19 protein-coding genes are annotated in these 16496 nt (G+C 49.0%); 12 read left to right on the forward strand and 7 right to left on the reverse strand.

The window, feature by feature from the left end; all coding sequences use genetic code 11:
- Positions 1 to 3336, forward strand: coding sequence for a phage tail tape measure protein (locus tag J2I46_RS00110; RefSeq protein WP_207326892.1), 3336 nt, complete (start codon positions 1 to 3; stop codon positions 3334 to 3336).
- Positions 3337 to 3504: 168 nt separating this feature from the next.
- Here the strand turns inward: J2I46_RS00110 and J2I46_RS33280 are convergent, their stop codons facing one another.
- The 3 genes from J2I46_RS33280 to J2I46_RS00125 form a co-directional block, all read right to left on the reverse strand.
- On the reverse strand, positions 3505 to 3909 hold the full coding sequence (locus J2I46_RS33280; protein WP_207326893.1) for a LytTR family DNA-binding domain-containing protein: 405 nt from the start codon (positions 3907 to 3909) through the stop codon (positions 3505 to 3507).
- A 77-nt stretch (positions 3910 to 3986) separates the two neighbouring features.
- The gene (locus J2I46_RS00120) at positions 3987 to 4178 is read right to left on the reverse strand and encodes a hypothetical protein (RefSeq protein WP_229379415.1); all 192 of its coding nucleotides are present in this window, start codon (positions 4176 to 4178) and stop codon (positions 3987 to 3989) included.
- Positions 4179 to 4981: 803 nt separating this feature from the next.
- Entirely contained in the window at positions 4982 to 5182 is a 201-nt protein-coding gene (locus tag J2I46_RS00125) for a hypothetical protein (RefSeq protein ID WP_207326895.1), read from the reverse strand.
- Positions 5183 to 5500: 318 nt separating this feature from the next.
- Between J2I46_RS00125 and J2I46_RS00130 the strand changes: the two genes are divergently transcribed.
- On the forward strand, positions 5501 to 5704 hold the full coding sequence (locus J2I46_RS00130) for a hypothetical protein (protein ID WP_207326896.1): 204 nt from the start codon (positions 5501 to 5503) through the stop codon (positions 5702 to 5704).
- A 311-nt stretch (positions 5705 to 6015) separates the two neighbouring features.
- Complete coding sequence (locus J2I46_RS00135; protein WP_207326897.1) at positions 6016 to 6576, forward strand: recombinase family protein; 561 nt, start codon at positions 6016 to 6018, stop codon at positions 6574 to 6576.
- Between the two features lie 24 nt (positions 6577 to 6600).
- On the opposite strand, the gene J2I46_RS00140 is transcribed toward J2I46_RS00135, so the two are convergent.
- The 4 genes from J2I46_RS00140 to J2I46_RS00155 form a co-directional block, all read right to left on the reverse strand.
- Positions 6601 to 7443 carry a hypothetical protein gene (locus J2I46_RS00140; protein WP_207326898.1) on the reverse strand — a complete coding sequence of 281 codons (843 nt, stop codon included), beginning with the start codon at positions 7441 to 7443 and terminating at the stop codon, positions 6601 to 6603.
- 105 nt (positions 7444 to 7548) lie between these two features.
- Positions 7549 to 7908, reverse strand: coding sequence for a hypothetical protein (locus J2I46_RS00145; protein ID WP_207326899.1), 360 nt, complete (start codon positions 7906 to 7908; stop codon positions 7549 to 7551).
- Between the two features lie 125 nt (positions 7909 to 8033).
- On the reverse strand, positions 8034 to 9275 hold the full coding sequence (locus J2I46_RS00150) for a site-specific integrase (RefSeq protein WP_207326900.1): 1242 nt from the start codon (positions 9273 to 9275) through the stop codon (positions 8034 to 8036).
- A 273-nt stretch (positions 9276 to 9548) separates the two neighbouring features.
- A complete protein-coding gene (locus tag J2I46_RS00155) occupies positions 9549 to 9995 on the reverse strand; it encodes a helix-turn-helix domain-containing protein (protein WP_207326901.1) in 447 nt (148 codons plus the stop codon).
- 321 nt (positions 9996 to 10316) lie between these two features.
- Here J2I46_RS00155 and J2I46_RS00160 point away from each other — a divergent pair, with 321 nt between their 5' ends.
- From J2I46_RS00160 to J2I46_RS00200, 9 genes are all read left to right on the forward strand, one after another.
- Complete coding sequence (locus tag J2I46_RS00160) at positions 10317 to 10526, forward strand: hypothetical protein (protein WP_207326902.1); 210 nt, start codon at positions 10317 to 10319, stop codon at positions 10524 to 10526.
- Between the two features lie 37 nt (positions 10527 to 10563).
- Positions 10564 to 10932 carry a hypothetical protein gene (locus J2I46_RS00165; RefSeq protein ID WP_207326903.1) on the forward strand — a complete coding sequence of 123 codons (369 nt, stop codon included), beginning with the start codon at positions 10564 to 10566 and terminating at the stop codon, positions 10930 to 10932.
- A complete protein-coding gene (locus J2I46_RS00170; RefSeq protein WP_207326904.1) occupies positions 10925 to 11224 on the forward strand; it encodes a hypothetical protein in 300 nt (99 codons plus the stop codon). Before J2I46_RS00165 ends, J2I46_RS00170 begins: the two co-directional genes overlap by 8 nt.
- 1 nt (position 11225) lies before the next feature.
- Positions 11226 to 11438 (forward strand): hypothetical protein, encoded by a 213-nt coding sequence (locus J2I46_RS00175; RefSeq protein WP_207326905.1) that lies wholly within the window; start codon positions 11226 to 11228, stop codon positions 11436 to 11438.
- Positions 11431 to 11688 (forward strand): hypothetical protein, encoded by a 258-nt coding sequence (locus tag J2I46_RS00180; RefSeq protein ID WP_207326906.1) that lies wholly within the window; start codon positions 11431 to 11433, stop codon positions 11686 to 11688. Before J2I46_RS00175 ends, J2I46_RS00180 begins: the two co-directional genes overlap by 8 nt.
- A 9-nt stretch (positions 11689 to 11697) precedes the next feature.
- Complete coding sequence (locus tag J2I46_RS00185; protein ID WP_207326907.1) at positions 11698 to 12192, forward strand: hypothetical protein; 495 nt, start codon at positions 11698 to 11700, stop codon at positions 12190 to 12192.
- 841 nt (positions 12193 to 13033) lie between these two features.
- Positions 13034 to 13738, forward strand: a complete 705-nt coding sequence (locus J2I46_RS00190) for a hypothetical protein (RefSeq protein ID WP_207326908.1) — start codon at positions 13034 to 13036, stop codon at positions 13736 to 13738.
- A gap of 9 nt (positions 13739 to 13747) precedes the next feature.
- Positions 13748 to 14005 (forward strand): hypothetical protein, encoded by a 258-nt coding sequence (locus J2I46_RS00195; RefSeq protein ID WP_207326909.1) that lies wholly within the window; start codon positions 13748 to 13750, stop codon positions 14003 to 14005.
- Positions 14006 to 14646: 641 nt separating this feature from the next.
- Positions 14647 to 16332 (forward strand): Fic family protein, encoded by a 1686-nt coding sequence (locus J2I46_RS00200; protein ID WP_207326910.1) that lies wholly within the window; start codon positions 14647 to 14649, stop codon positions 16330 to 16332.
- The last annotated feature ends 164 nt before the right edge of the window (positions 16333 to 16496 follow it).

The following is a 16496-nucleotide window of genomic DNA, read 5'->3' on the forward strand; positions in this document are numbered from 1 at the left end:
ATGGCAACTCAAAATGAAAAAGCGGTCATTGACCTGGTCATCAATGGCCAGCAGGCGCAGGCCGCACTGACCGAAGTCGGCAAAGCAGCTACGGTGGCCAGGCGTGAGCTGAGTAAAATGCGCGAGGCCGATGATCCGGGCGCGTTCGCTAAGAAAATGAAGGAGTATCAGACGCTGGCCGCTGCCGAGACCGACATGAAAAACCGGCTGAATGGGACGGCCAAGGGCTGGGCTGGCTTCAAACAGAACGTGGTGGGTACGCTCACCGGCGTTCTGGGTGGAAACCTGCTCACCGCTGGTCTGCAACAGCTCATCGGTTTAGCGCCTGTCGTGCTGGATCATAGCCTGAAGATGGCTGATAGCTTCGCCGATATCGCCAAGAATGCGGACATGAGCACCCAGCAGGTGGAAGCCCTCAACGAGAAGCTCTACAAGATGCCAACTCGCACCTCTACCGAAGATCTCCGGGCGATGGCCGCCACGGGTGGTCAGTTCGGGGTAGCGGCCAAAGAGATGGATAAGTTTGTCGATGGCGCCAACCGGGTGAACGTGGCCATCGGGGACGAGTTCGGCTCGGTGGAGGCCACCGTGGAGAACGTGCTGGGCCTGCGCAACGTGTTCAGTAATATCAAGTCGGATAACATCGATCAGGATCTGTTGCACATCGGTAACGCCATGAACGTGCTGGGGGCTGAAGGCAAAGCCACCGCGCCGATGCTGTCGGATTTTTCTAACCGAATGGGCGGGGTACTAATTCCGCTAGGGCTGGTTGAAGGGAAAGTACTGGGCCTGTCGGCTACGCTCTCGGAGCTGAACGTGACGGCTGAGCGTGGATCCACCGCGACCGTCAATATCTTCCAGAAAATGCTGACCGAAACCGAGACCTTCGCCAAAGTGGCCGGGGCGCCCTTGAAGGAATACCGCGATCTGATCAAAAACGACATCTACGGCGCGTTCACCAAATACATTGAAGGACTGAAGAAAGTGAGCGGTAACCAGGTCGAGTTTATGGCCGTCCTGGAGAAGAGCAAGCTCACCGGCGCGGGTGAAATGGAGGTGCTCTCCAAGCTGGCCAGCAACACGGAGCTGCTGGCGCAGAAGTCCGATCGGGCCACCGTGGCCCTGACCCATACCGACAGCATCACCGCCGAGTACAACAAGAAGAACCTGGATCTGGCGGTGAACCTGAAGAAACTGGCCGATCTGAAAGAGCAGCTGCTGACTAAGCTCATTCCGCTGGCCAGTGGCTTTGTCAGCTTGACGACTAAACTACTGGGCCTTAAATCAGCCACAGAAGAATCTAGTCTAGCTTTTGAGAATCAGCGAAGCGTGGTCAAATCCCTGGAGAAAGACACCCTACCGCTGCTAAAGCGCCATGATGAGCTAAAGGGCAAAACCAAACTCACCAAGGATGAACAGACTGAGCTCAACAAAGTCATCGCTACCATTGCTCAAACGATTCCCTCGGCCGTCACGCAGTTCGACAGCATGGGGAACGCCATGGCCATCAGTACCGAGAAGGCCAGGGCGTACGTCAAGCAGCAAAAAGAGGTACTCAAGTATACCAACCGGCAGGCAATTGCCGATACAGACTCCGAACTGGAGAAAGCGCGTAAAGAGCAGCTTCGACTACTGGAGGCCCGTAAACGAGGTACCGTTGGCGAGGGGGGCACCTCCGCTACGGATCGATACCGGGAGCGGCCTATGACCAATGCCGAAGCGATGGCAGCGCAGGCAGCAGTAGAGGCTAAAAACGCGGAGATTGCCGCGCTGGAGACCCGGCGAGCGGGCTTGTCAGGTGATTACCTGGACGAGAAAGAATCCACGCGTCGCCGCAATGAGCGCCGGGCAGCCGAGGCAGCAGCCAGTGGTGGGCAGCCCGGTATCGCGCCGCCTACAGATGGACCAGGTATCGATCTGGGCGAATCCAAAGAGGAGAAGGCCACTGAGGCCAAACGGAAGCGGGAGTTGAAAGCGGCCGAGCGGCACCAGGACGACTACGCCAAATTGCTGGAGGAAGCCCGCGCCCGGACGGCTCAGGCGCGTGACAATGAATTCGAGAAAGAGCAGATCCAGTTTGGCACGCACTACGCCCGGCTGCTGGAGCTGGCCGGTAGTGACAAAACCAAGCAGGCCGAGGTATCCGAGGCGATGTACATTGAGCTGGCGGCCATTCAGGATAAAGCCGATAAAAAAGCCAGGGAAGCTGCCGAGAAAGCGCGTGAGGAGGCCCGCAAGGATCAGCAGGCGTACGACAAGTTGATGGTCGATATGGCCGTTGCTCAGCTGGAGAAACTGCGCGATGCCGATCTGGCGGCCAACAACCTGGCCCACGCCGGTGGTAAGATCTCGGATAATGTGCACCAGGCCACCGAGCTGACTATTCTCCAGCAGTTTCTGGAAGCGAAGCTCACCCTGCAACAGGTGTACGCCCAGGACGTGGCCAGCACTGAAGCCGATATCACCCAGAACCTCCAGGAGCAGAACAATCTCCGGGCGGCCATCAACAAGCAGGATGCCCAGGACCGTCAGGATTTGCAAAACCGGGTAGTCACCAGGCAGTGGAAAGCGCTGGAGAAGCTGGCCAGTGACGAGCGGCTCAGCGAGCGCCAGCGTATTGAGGCCAAAGAAGCGCTCCGGGAAAGCCAGATGCAATACGTTAGCGAAGGTATCTCCGGGCTGAAGCTGATGGTCGGTGAGCATACCGTCGCCTATAAGGCCATGTTTGCCGCCGAGCGGGCGTATACCATTGCCAAGATTGCCATGAACACCTATAAAGAGATCAGCGACGTGTGGGCGAACCCTCAGTTTACGCTGCTGGGTTTCGGTGGCCCGGTGGTCAAGGGGTTATTCACCGCCCTGGCGGTGGCCCGTGGTGCGGCTGCAGCTGCGTCCGTGTCGGGTATTGCCATGAAAGATGACGGTGGGTTTACCGATGTGGATTCGCTCTACGGTGGGGCCAGCGGATTTAAGACCAAACCGACCATGGTCAACAAAGGAGCCGGATCCTACATGGTGGGCGAGCAGCGCCAGGAGTGGATCATGGGCGGTGCCATGCTGCAAAACCCAGTGATGGCTAATCTGGCCCACGCCCTGGAGGCAGTGCAGGTAACGGGAGCCTACCGGAATATGGGCAGCTTGTCGGGAGCCTCCGGCGGTAGTCAGGCCGTGAGTGTATCTACGCCTGGCATGAACCTGGCTCCGCTTCTTTTTGAGTTGCAGCAGATGCGCGGGGAGCTAAGCAAGATCAAGAACCTGAAGGTGGTCAACAACTACCGGGCATTCGAAGAATACCGGGATGATGTCGCTCAGCTACGTACCCAGAATACCCTTTAAAGGGCTGGACTTAACGTATACGTGAAAAAAACCGGTTCACTTCTCACGTATAGGTTTATACGTAACTCTTATCTGACGGCAGGGGAATCCCCCTTATTGGGTGAATAGTAACAAAGAGCGAGCCGGTTATGCTGGTTCGTTTTTTTCGTTGACCGGCAAAGCGGGCCTTCACGATCCCGGTGGCCTACTGGGGGGCACAGGCGCTACAGCAGCCCTATATAGCGCGAATTGCTCCAGGGTATGGTCTATTCGTCGGCGCGAAACCACGATGCGGGTGCCGTCCAGTAAGACCACTTGCATAGCCTTGCTACTGGTAGTAACGGTCTTCTCCATGTAGAGCGGGTTAATGAGCGCCGCTTTACTGACCCGGATAAAGCCGGGCAGTTGCTGCTCAAAGTACTTTAAGGTTTTGCTCACCATCAACGGTTTACCCCCCTGCATCAACGACAGCATGATCAGATTTACCCGGCGTGCGGCCGCAAATGTTTCCAGGTAGAGCAGGGTGTAGTTACCCGTTCCTTCAAAGCGGACTATAAATTCCGGATTGACAATGTCGGGGTAGCCTGGTATCACCAGCGGAAGAGCGTTAAGTGGTGACTGACTCATGGCGGGGCCAACGCAGGTCGGATGGCCAGTTAACTGAGATGAAGTTAAAGAAAGGGCATTTTGCTTTTTAAAAAACGGATACCGGCATACGAATAGATTACCAGGGCGCTTGTCTCCAGGGTCGCCTCTAGCCAGGCCCGTCTGTAGAACCCGGTACTGTAGTCCTGAATCCAGTCGATCAGGGCCGCACAGTAGCCAACGAAACCAATCGTACTGGCGAGAAGCAGAAGCGTCATTCGCACCTGTTGGTTCATAAACTATAGTCGTTGATCTACACAGTGTGACAATGATCGGGCCAAAACGTTTAACCGCCTGGCGCGGCGAGCCAAACCAGCTAGCTGGAAAACGCCTTGAGAGAACCAAGCGATGGTAGGGTAGGCCACAAAAAAGCTCCGGTTCAAGATGGCCGGAGCTTTATATCCATTTTTCAGTATTTTGCGTAGGGTAAACCCCCGCGCAGGCTGGTTGATTCTAAAACCCAGTGAGCGGGAAGTGCAGGGCCGTATCCATTAGCTCTCTAATGTTTAACAACAGCTGTAGAACCGGAGTATCTGTGTATATCAGAAGGGAGTCATAACCCTTTTTGGTGTGGATAGAAACGGAAAGCGAATTGGTGGTACTGGTTCGCTTTTTTGTTTGTACTGACTAGACAGTAGGTGCCGTAGTATAGTAAAAGGCCCGGTTATTGGCCGGGCCTTTACAACGTTGAGTAAACCGATTGATCACATAAACTCACCAGTTATAGTTACAAACACTGTGCCACCTAATTGAGCGGTTCAAAAAAAGCTCCGACTCAAAATGGCCGGAGCTTAAAGGTGTTATGTCAATATTTACCTTTATTGAACCCCGCTCCAAACGGGTTGATCAAAAGAACCAGAGAACGGGCAAGCGTCTTCAAGGGGCCATTCGCTCTATCCTAGCAAACAACGCCGTCGGCAGTAAGTATCTTCTATAGCATCGGGTGGATTAGTATCCTGATACTATATAATTTGCTAGAAGTTGAAAGCGGACTGGTTGTACCGGTTCGCTTTCTTGTTAACTAAGAACGTCCCGCTTGGTCAGCAGGTTTTTCATCTTCCGAGCTAGCTGGCCTGTTGACTACCAGTAAGGCCTTCTCCAGCAACTCGCTAATAATCTCTCCGATGCGCAAGCGGCGTCCCTTCGCGGCCTGCTCGATCTGATAATGACGTACCTGTCGGTAGACATCATCGGTGACGAATACACTCCCAAACTTTTTCATACTCATGTCACTCCTCTTTATTAAGGGCCCTGGCTATTGATGAAAGGCCCCTGTTTCTTACGAAAATAAACGTGTTTTTTCTTCAGACGGATTGACCCGCAGAAGGTCATTGAGCGAACGGTTTGTTGCCTGCCATCACCTGGTTGATAATGGTCAGAATGAACGAAGCCCGCTTAGTGAGCGGGCTTCGTTCATTTAGTATATGGGATAGTTAACCGTCTGATTCTTCGTATCTTATAGATAATAAAAAACCCGGCTGGTTGCACAGCCGGGTCCCAGTGCAAAACCGAAGTTTCACCCTGTATCCGAATCAAATGTATGGTTTCTCGACCAAACACCAAAACCAGCCCCTGCCTGGCTCAACTCATCGTGCAGCTGCAAAACGTTCAACTCCTCTCCGAGCAGATCACGCCCGGCCAGTACGCCCTGCACCGGTCGATTGAAGAACTCACCCTGCGTTTGGCTGACTGCATCTATCAGCTGGATGATCAGATCCTAGAAGCCATTGGCATGCCTGGCTAAACGGTGATGCGTCAAGTAATCACGGCAAGGGTAGTTCACTTAACTTATAGGTGGACTGCTCTTGCTGCGGCTTTTAAACGGCTGTTTAAAAGCCACAGTATCAGAGTGCACCTAGCGACCTTTTATTTCGGCAGTATTTGATTATATCAATGCCCTAGAATGGATTACACTCCCCGCTTATCTTTCTCACAGGCTGGGTCAAAAAGTTATACCTTTTCGGCCCACCCAAATAAATATCATTTTCGCCCCAAATAGGGGGCTATAAAGTGGGGCCACTAATGTACATTGGTGGCCCCTACTTTTTGGCCTTTATGAACCACCTTTTCGGATACGCCCGCGTGTCAGCCGCTGATCAGAATCTGGACACTCAACTTGATGCCCTCCAGCGGGCCGGGTGCCATGAGATCTTTCAGGATAAAATTACTGGAGTGAGCACTAGCCGCCCCGCCCTTGACCAAATGCTGACTAAGCTGCGGCCGGGTGATACGGTGATGGTTGCCCGGTTCACTAGGCTCGGCCGGAGCCGTGACCACCTAATTACCTTGATGCGTGACTTTCTTCAGCAGGGTATTCGGTTTCAGGCGCTGGATCTAGGTGTCGACAGTAGCACTCCCGCCGGGAAACTGGTATTAGACATCTTTGCAGCCCTAGCTGAGTATGACCGGGAAAGTATCAATGAACGCACCCGTGCCGGGCGGGAACTGGCCAAAGCCCAGGGCAAGCACATGGGACGTCCGGCTGGGATTAACCAGGAGAAACTAGCCAAAATAAAGGCGGCGGTAAGCAAGGGGTTGTCTACCTCTGAAATCGTTAGTTTGACAGGTATGGCTAAGACTACCGTGAAGAGGTATCGAAAGTTAATAGATCAGTAAATAAAGGCTTCGCATGCACATTGGCTAGGACTCATCTGTAAACTTGAATTCAGCTGCAAGATCGAAACCTCTTTCTAGGTATGGGTCTTTAAGATATTTCTCCCCTTCTCCTATGAAGCCAGGCTGTGTTTCATTCCGTAACGTTATTTCAGTCTTAACGGAATCGTAAATATCAGGAACTACATATGTGATAAAGAGAACAGCTAATCGAGTGGCTTTATATAAAGTTATATTCTTGATCTCCCTTTTCATAGCACCAGGACGCCCTGTTCTAGACTCCTCTTCTTTGTAAACGGACTGAATTTGAGACACTAACAAACCGTCTCTCTGTAAAATACCAATAATCTCTAGGGGGGAATAAGTCGATAACTTATCAAAGCGAATATTAGAAGCAGCATACAATATTCTACACATATCTTTTACCGCAGAATGATTTAAAGCATTGACTAATATACCTAAATCCAAAAATTCAGTATATACTATTTCAGACTTGAGAAATGCAGAGAACGCTCTAGCTAACAAAGTAGTTTTTTCAATAGTGTCAATTTTCTCTACAAATAAAATAAGCTGTTCTCCTACTTTTTCCCTGAAATCTGGTTCCTCATTTATTTTATCATTATACTCTTTTCGCTTCTCTTCAGATATAGTATCACATGACATCAGAAATAGACTAAGTTTTCTTACGAACGTATAGTCTCTGATGTTCATACCCGTTCTGATAAAGCCAATTGCAGTACCTATAACGGGTAGATCTTTGAGTATACCATCAGTCATAATACTGTCAATCATTACTTCGAAAAGGTCTTTAGCCGTATCTACCGCCGAATCAGTTGTAGATTTTTCATGTGGAGCTAGTATCTTTTTCATGATCTGCTTTCATTTATTGGGTCGTAGTAAATATACTGTTTAGCGAATCAATTCTCGTCCCAACCAGCAGGAAAGTCCGTCAGGTCCTGCCCGGCAAAAATGACGTCATGCTTGCGGAGGTACGTATCGTTTGGTCGGGAGAGGCGTGACGGCAGTGGCGCTGTACCCGGAGAATATCTTTCGTGTGACGATGTAGTGCAATGGCCCCTGTGGGCTTCCAGAGTAGAGGTCGTAATCAAGGCCATAGAGGCCCAACGCTTTCAAAATCTCTGCGTGTCGTTTGTAAAAATAATTTTGGTCAACCGGTTCCGGGCCTGGCTGCCCCTCCCTAGTAAAGAAGTAGCGGCAACGCTGAAGCTTTTTGGCGTTGACGTCCCAGGCGTAATAGACGATGTAGGGGCGTTTCTCATTGGGCACTAGCCGGGCGGGAGTATAGGGATACTCGTTCTTTTCGCCTGGTTTCATATGTTGCTTTTTTGCAAGTTGCTGCCACCAAACTGCCACAAGCATCGTGAAAAGCCAAAAAACCGCCAAATCAGGCTGATTTGGCGGTTTTCTTATAGTCGGGGTGGCAGGATTCGAAAATGGGACTATACCAGTTCGTTCCAACTAGTCAGTAGTTTGGCCAGCCTCTCACGGCGCGGGCGCACGTAATGCTTCAGCCGTTTAGTTGAGCGAAGCCCCAGCATCGTGGCCACGTCATCAGCCGGGATCAGCATTTCATTAAGTGCCAGATCGGCAAACGTCTTGCGGGCAATCTTGGTGGTCAGGTAGGGCAGATCGACCAGGACCATAATGGGCTTGAGCGAGTCGTTGCGCCTCTGATTGGATTTAGTCGGTAGGTTAGCCAGTTGTCCCCCGTATTTTAGCAGAATGTCCACGGCTGGCTCCAGCAGTTTTAAGAAAAATTCCTGCCCTGTCTTCTGGCGCTTACCCGTCAGCCAGTAGATACCCTGTTTATCCTGCTCGATGTGAAAGAGCTTGTTAGTGTAATCACAGTGGTGCATTCCCGTAAAGCAGTTAAAAACGAATGCATCCCGCTCAGCCGACAGGGCATCGGCCGACTGGGCCTTGATGCGTTTAATGAGCTCAGGCGCGTAAAAATCAAATGCGATCAGCCGCTTCAGTTCGTCGATGGTCAGGTGAGTGGTATCCGGATCCTCGTCGCCACACTCAATGACGTAATGGACAATGGGATTGCGGTGGATCAGTTGCCGGGCAGTAGCCCACTTCATGACCTGCTTGACGTGTTTGAGATGCTTCTCAATATGGGGCGGGGCAAATTTCTCCACCTCGGCCAGGTGTAGTTCCAGATCCTCCATGAACTCATCGGTCAAGGAGACAGCAGGCAGCTTGCCCTGACGCTTACCGGTCAGATAATCGGTTATGTTGGCCACGTAGTTAGCCTGCACATCCAGAGTAGCCTGCACGATTTTGCCCAGCTTCTTGCGTTTCTGCTGATGCTCCAGGTGCAGGGCCGCTAGTTCCGCCCAGGTGAACTGAGTACGCTGGTGAGTGATCCGACCACTGGACTGACCCTTCATCTTAAAAAAGTTTTTAATCAGCGGGGCGGACAGCTCGTGACCATCCTTTTCCAGGTTCTCACACAGCAGATCGATTCGTTTGGTGAGCTTAGCCAGTTTCAGGTTTTGCTCCTGGGCCCAGAGTGATTTACCCTTAAAACGCTGATGCTCCTGATCCCACTGGCTGCGTTTACAGCTGATGTGGGTAGAGCCTAATTCTTCCCGCTGGGTGTTGTAGGTAAGCCGCATTTGCAGGATACCTTCCTCACCAGAGGGCACTGACTTTCTGAACCAGAATAGGAGAGCCATTCGGTTAATGTGGTACATAGTAGACTTTTGTTGAGATAAAAGTCTACTAAACGACGGAAGGTGGTGCGTAATATGTTCTGTAACCGCGCCGGATCACTGTAACCGCACGCGTAGCCGTGGAGAATCGGCCTAATGACGTTGCAGGGGCGGTAGAAGGGGGCAAAAAGAAAGAGCCACGCGGTTATCCACGTGGCTCGGTCTATCAAAACAATAAATTTTTATACGGAAGCAGAGAGAGAGGGATTGAAACCCCTTACCGCAATCGTTTCGTTATTAGCCGTTTACGGGCGTACCGTAAATGCGTGTGGTCACTGACGTGACCAGATTCGGGGAAAAAAGCCCAAAAACTGGTGTCACGTCAGGCTGTTGTGCCCCACGCTTCGTCTTTTTTAAACTGACCATCGCTCGTTGCAGCATTTGTATCAGTGACTCCTTCTCACGGACTTCAGCTTTAGCCTCGATAAGTTGCTTTTCCAGTTCTGGACTTTCGACGAATATTTCACCACGGCCTGTTATCAACCAGTTAGCATTAACCCCGTAGCGTACGATTAGCTTTTCAGCCACGTAAAAACCTGGGTTAGCGGTGTAGCCCTGTTCAATCTTTTTGATGACAGGTAAAGGAATATCAGCTTCCTCTGCCATTTGTGCCCCAGTAACACCAAGTCGTTGCCTAAGCAACTTTAGCCGGTGCCCGAGTTCCGATGAGACTAATGTTTCCATTTTTTAAAAAGAATGAAGAAACGAATATAAAAAAAGTATCCAATTAATTTTGAGGGATAAAAATTTATCCCGTATCATTGCAACCACAATGACGCAAAAGAATACACTAGGGTTCCCCACGAAAGCCCAACAGTGTATAAAAGGTCATTAAACTGAGGTACTGCACTCTTACCTGTCTGTTAACAATGCAAAATAACGATTCTGGTAGTCATTTACCAGTACTGAAGCGCATTCAGCTACTCATGCTGAAGTTACTGCCCAAGAAACGGTCCACCCGCCTGGCTTGGTGGGAGCAGCCACGTTATTGACTCGCCACTGATCATGAGCGTCACAGGTATTCTCCCAATTCTCGACTTAACGGACCCTGCTCAACAGCAGGAATACGCTGACCGTATTCGAGACGCTGTACTGAGCGCCAAACAGGTGGTTACCGCTGAAACGTTGGCCAAGTACCTGGTAGCGAATCATTTCGTAGTAGCCAATGATTTGTGTACAGCATTGGCCATCGAAGTGTATACGGCTGATCACTAGCCGCCTCAACCTCTACATCAAACTCCTATCTCCTAAAATGGGTACCACTGCCCCCCAACCGCCGCCCAAGCTGGTCCTGACAGACAAAGACCATTTAACGGAGTATGTTGAAGGAATTAACCTGGCCTTGGGCCGGGCAACGACCGCTCAACTGTATCATACTCCAGAAGTGGGTACGCCACTGGTTAAGTCATTGACTTTTATTGATCTGGCTGATTCGCCTGATCAGCCAGATCACATGAAAGGCCTTAATTATTGTATGATAGGGCAAGAGGTCAGTATCACCAAACTAGCCTATGCACTGGTCGATTACTCCCCTGGGTTTGCCGATGAGCTATTGATCACCCTAGCGGCTCTGTTGCAGGGCAACGTTGACGTCATTCCACGGGATCACATCGATGACTAGCGCCGCCCACCCTCACACCTGGCAAGCGCCGATCGATCGGATCGGGTTTGTCTCTGGCCCTCGGGAACATACCCCAATCCCCGGTGCTGTTTACGACGTGCTGACCCTCGACGGTCGCGCCTACACCGATCTGACCTACCGCGCTGCAACTGACAAGCGCCCGGCCTCTTTCTACCGGGCTGCGTTCCTGATCGCCACCAGCGACGAAGTATTTCAATACCAGCTGAACGCGTTGCCTACGCCGATCAGTCGCCCGGCTGAAACCACTACTCACCAGCCCCTACGCCGTTAGTATGCAACTATCCGATATTCCAGCACTCGTGTGGATCCTGCTAGGTTCGTTCCTGCTGGCCATGATCTATTTCCAGGTCATCATCTCCCGTACCGTATTAGCCCTTCAGGAAGAAAACGCCCGGCTCCGGGTGATCATCACAAAGCAACTCGATGAGTTGACGCATGACGAGATTAATGAGGTGAGCGACATCTTACGTGCCGACCATGAATAGCCCCGCCCGTGGTGCCGCTAACAGCCTCACCGCTTACCGCGCCCAATTTCAGACCATTGAAGCCGAACGCGCCGACGTGCAGGAGAAGTTAGCCATTGCCAAGGCGCAGCCCTGGTACACGCGCCTGGTACGTCGCGCTAAAATCAAGGCGCTCCAGGCCAGATACGACGACCTTCAGCAAAAGTCTGATAGCCTTTCCCGGATCCTGCTCCGTCTATACAGACAGCATAACGCAGACCCCTTTCAATAACCTACCTATATGCCTAAAGTAATTACGTATTCAGCCATTAAGGCCCAAATAAAGCCCTGGCACCAACTCGTTATCGGTGGCGATTTTTTCACGCTGGAGAGTTTCAGAAAACATTGCCTGACGTCTCATACGTGGGAGTATGCCCCTGGAGCCGTGAAGTTCTACGATGTTCGCGACAAGACGTTTCATGAGATTGAGCCGGTAGATGATCCAACGCCTGAGCGTACGCCCGAGCCGGTAGTAGTGGAGACCGTGCCGGTGGATAAAACGAACCAGAATCTTGACCCGGATCCTGACCTGGCGGAATCGGAGCCAGCGGCCGAACCGCCCATGCCCGATTACAGTATACCGCCGCCTGGTTGGGTGCCTGGTCCTATGCTTGATGCGATCAAACCTGCTGAAGAACCAGTGTCGCCAATACCACCGGTCGATAAACCAGCACCACTGGTCGATGAAACAGAACCATCGGTCGATGAAGCCAATAACAGTACCAGTAGTGAGTAAATAGATGACGTCTGAACACCCCGGTCGGCACGATTCGACCGGGACTGTTTTCAACTGGTGGCCAGCTGGTTGCAATTTGGTAGCAAAGTGGTAGCCAGTCTGGTACCTACGTTGGTACCCAAACTGGTAATCAAGTGGTAGCCAAGTGGTAGCAAGTGGGTACCAGGTTGGTAGCCATCTGGTACCCAAGGCGGTACCCACGTGGTAGCAGCTGGTTTTGAGGAAAAGGGTACAGTAAGTACAGGTTGAGAGTGGGTAGGTGCAAAGTGGTTGCCAAACTGTCAAGCATCGACGTAGGGGTTCGATCCCTCTACCGACCGCAACGTCTACCGCTAGCGTAAGGCTAAGTGGGTAGGGGGAGTAGTGTAGTAAAGATTGAATCAATTAATGGTGTGGATCCACGATTGCCGGGCTGGTCTCCAGCTCGGCAACGTTAACCCCCCTGGTTCACCTTCACTCCCTGCCATTTTACCGAACAATCTGACTGATGATAACTCCTATTCACGCCCGATCGCGCCCCCCGCCACGACGTTGATCGATACCGTCAACGTTGCCTGACCAGGTTGCAAACTGGTCTGAAGTCGTGCCGCAACCACACCCGCTATACCGCTAAAATTTTAGGATTTTGGCGCTTGACTGAGAAAGGAATGCCCGGCTCAAACCGGGTTTTACTCCCGACTGATGTGCAGTTATTCGGTTAGGAGTACCTACGTTCCACATTAGCTTGCTAATGAAGTTACTCCATGTTCCTCCACGTTATTCTGTAACTACAGTAGTAACGTTAGGACGCAAAAAATTTCAAAAAATGACCCCGCTCACGCCCGGACAAAATCGTTCAACCATGACCGCTTTAGGCACTTCACCGCGCACATTACGCCCCCAAAAATTTAAGTCAGACCCCAAAAACAGTACGTTCCGTTGGGAATGCGATATGACAGACGACGGTATCAATCGGGTATCGCAGATTGAGGGATATTCGAAAGGAATTGGCTTCGAGCTGACCAATAAGGCTGAACTACTGATCAAGAAGCTGGAAAACCCGCTGTTGACCTACCTGCAAAAAAGTGATGAGATCCGGATATATGAAAACCTGATTGAGTTGCCAAGCGGCCAGACAGTAATGCAGTCGAAAGACCGCCAAAAGCTGCTAGTGGTGCTCACCCGGAAACAGTTCAGTACCCACGATTGGGTTCAGGGTGATGCCGTTATTGAGCACCGGCTTCAGGAATTATACGATCACCTGGAGTTTGGTACCGTCGCTGCCACAGTCACAACCGGCCGTCGTAAAAATGTGTGGTTCGATGAGTTAAGCCATACCAAATACAATTTCTCATCGTTGGACGAACTCAACACGTTCTGCCGGTCGATGGTACCAAAATACGGGACGGCTTGTATGCGCAAATGGCACATTGCCCACCTGGCTATTCAGCCCAATCTAACCAAGCCTAAAGAAGTGATCAACGTACCTTCAGGATTGACAGCTGAGCAGGAAGCTGCTAAGAATGCCTTGCAAGGTCTGTACAACAAGTTCAATTCACCCCACTAATTAGTTCTTATGGAAGCACCTATTTTTCTTCAGCTGGATAATGCCACTGGTCGTGTACTAATTAATGCCGCTTATGTGGTGATGGTGACACGGGTTGATGATGGCCAGAGCGACGTGCAATTATCGTCAGGTGAAACGATCCGGGTTTACAACAATATCGACAAACTCGTCCAGGCTCTAGCGAATACCCAGCGGGTCATCGCCGCTCCCATAGCTCATCAAAGCCTACCAACTGGTTATCCCGATCCGCTTAGAGTTAAAAGCTAGAAATTATGAGCAAGTATCAGTATCCTGACGTTGAGCACGATTACGAGCAGGAATGCCCCAAGTGTGGCCACTCTCCAGTATCTAATGCACCCTGCTACGGAATGTGCGAAAGTGGCTATCACGATGATTCTGACGAAGATTTTTTGCTACCTGGTACATCAATGACTTCATGTACTGAGTGCAACGGGCACGGCCGATTAACCTGGTGCTCCAGCTGTGGATATGATCTGCTGGAAGATAAAGAAAACTTGATTACTGAAGACAAAGAATAACCACAAAAAAAAGCCCTGGCACGTGCTACCAACACTTACCAGGGAAAAACCTTACAAAATCCATGACAAACCTACAAAATTCCCCCCAACAGGCCAATAGTGGCCGTTTCGCATCCGTTCAGGCCTACCTACTTTTCGCCCGATTGCGCCTGGTAGCAAGGCGTTCGGGAAAACTCGAAACAGTAGATTACTATAATGGTCAAATGCAGCTTCTTCAGCAAGCGATCACGCCAGTAAGGTAACTGCCCCCCTATATTATACTCTATAATCGACCGATCACGATCGACTTCAGATGATTAAGAGAGGTAATGAGGGTCTTGTTAACATCTTCAAATTATTACATTTGTCAAAATAACCATACCATTATCCATGACATATCCATCAAATACCGACCTAGCTATATTCAGTCAAAGTAGCCTGATTCAAGAGATCAATCAAATTAAGGCGCAGATAGATGCAATGCGGCCCATTCCTAAGGAACGAGAAGCTCAGATAATGCAGAAGCTTAGATTAGACTGGAACTACAATTCCAATGCTATAGAAGGTAATTCGCTGGATTACGGAGAAACGGTTGGTTTTTTAATGAATGGCCTAACAGCTAAGGGAAAGCCACTTAAGGATCACTTGGATATAAAAGGCCATAATGATGCTATTAACTTTTTGCAGCAATTGATCGATGCCGAACAGGATATATCTGAAACGGATATACGATCATTACACAAAATAATACTAATTGAGCCATATCAATCACCTGCGCAAACGATGGACGGCCAATCCGTCCACAAGACGATCCAATTAGGGGTGTATAAATCCTCACCTAATCATGTTCAAACAATCACTGGAGAGATACATTATTATGCTACGCCAGATGAGACTCCTATTTTGATGAGAGAACTAATAGACTGGTATCGATCTGTAAAAGATAACGGCGAGATTCATCCTGTAGTTATTGCAGCAATTTTTCATCATCGTTTTGCGGCTATACATCCATTTGATGATGGTAACGGACGTATGGCACGTTTAATGATGAATTTAATCTTGATGAAAGCATATTATCCACCCGTTGTTATTAAAAAAGAACGAAAAGATCAATACTATTTTGCGTTGTCTCAAGCCGATGCGGGTAACGATGATTCTTTTATAAAATATATTGCAGAGGAACTACTGAATACAGTTCAACTCTATTTGAAAGGTGCACGTGGTGAACGTATAGAAGAAGCATCAGATCTCGATAAGAAATTGGCGTTATTTAAGAAAGAAGTCCAATCTAGAATAGACAAAATTGAAATTAAACGATCTCAAGAGTTAAAAGAGAAAATTATTACTGAAAACTTTAGCAAGCTATTAACAGAGAGTAAATTAAATATGATGAAATTCAAAGATTTATTTTTACATGTAGAAAATTATTGGGTATATTTTAATGAGAAATGGATTTACCTTTCAACAGAGAAAGATGAGTTTGGAAAGTCTTTTATGTCTGACGAAACTAATAGCTTGATTTTTTGTATTCAGTTCAATGAGTTTGTTACTGAGTCAAACAATTTCTCGATGGAGCTAAAAATAGTAATCGTTTTTAACGAACTAGATTATAAAATTTATTACAGGATATCACCAGTAAATGAATTGGGTAATTACTTTAAGGCTTCAATGATACAATGGTTAGAAAATCCATATATCTCTAAGTACTATCATCAAGAGTTAGAGGAAACCGATTATAAATCTTTCTCTCAAGAGATAGGTAATAGAGTTTTTGAATATATACAATTAATTTATAATGATTTTAGTGCTTTTGACTTAACGATTACTACTGAAAGATTATTAGAAGAATGGGCATCATTACCATCACGTACTATTTTATCGGTCGACTTGATTACCCTTGTAAGTAATGTAAGGAATATCACCAGAACGTCGAACCAAATAAGTGTGTATATCCCTAATTTACGCCTGGGGGATATGTATGGAAAAGCAGTGATTTTAGAAAAAGAATTCAGAGATCATCTTTTGAGAAATGGGCTTATTAAAGATACTTCGTTAGTTTCTATTATGTTTAATTAGCAGTGCCTGGCTATATGAAATTTTAAGTTTTTTAAAAATGTGCTTTACGAAAAACTCATTATTTTAATCATTTTAATCAAGAGAATGAATTCATGTGGTTGGTGAACAATTAAAAACTAGGGTAATTGTTCAGCGAACCGAATCAGAATTTATCGTTACATAGG

Source organism: Fibrella forsythiae (assembly GCF_017353175.1).
In the GTDB taxonomy this organism is placed as follows: Bacteria; Bacteroidota; Bacteroidia; order Cytophagales; family Spirosomataceae; genus Fibrella; species Fibrella forsythiae.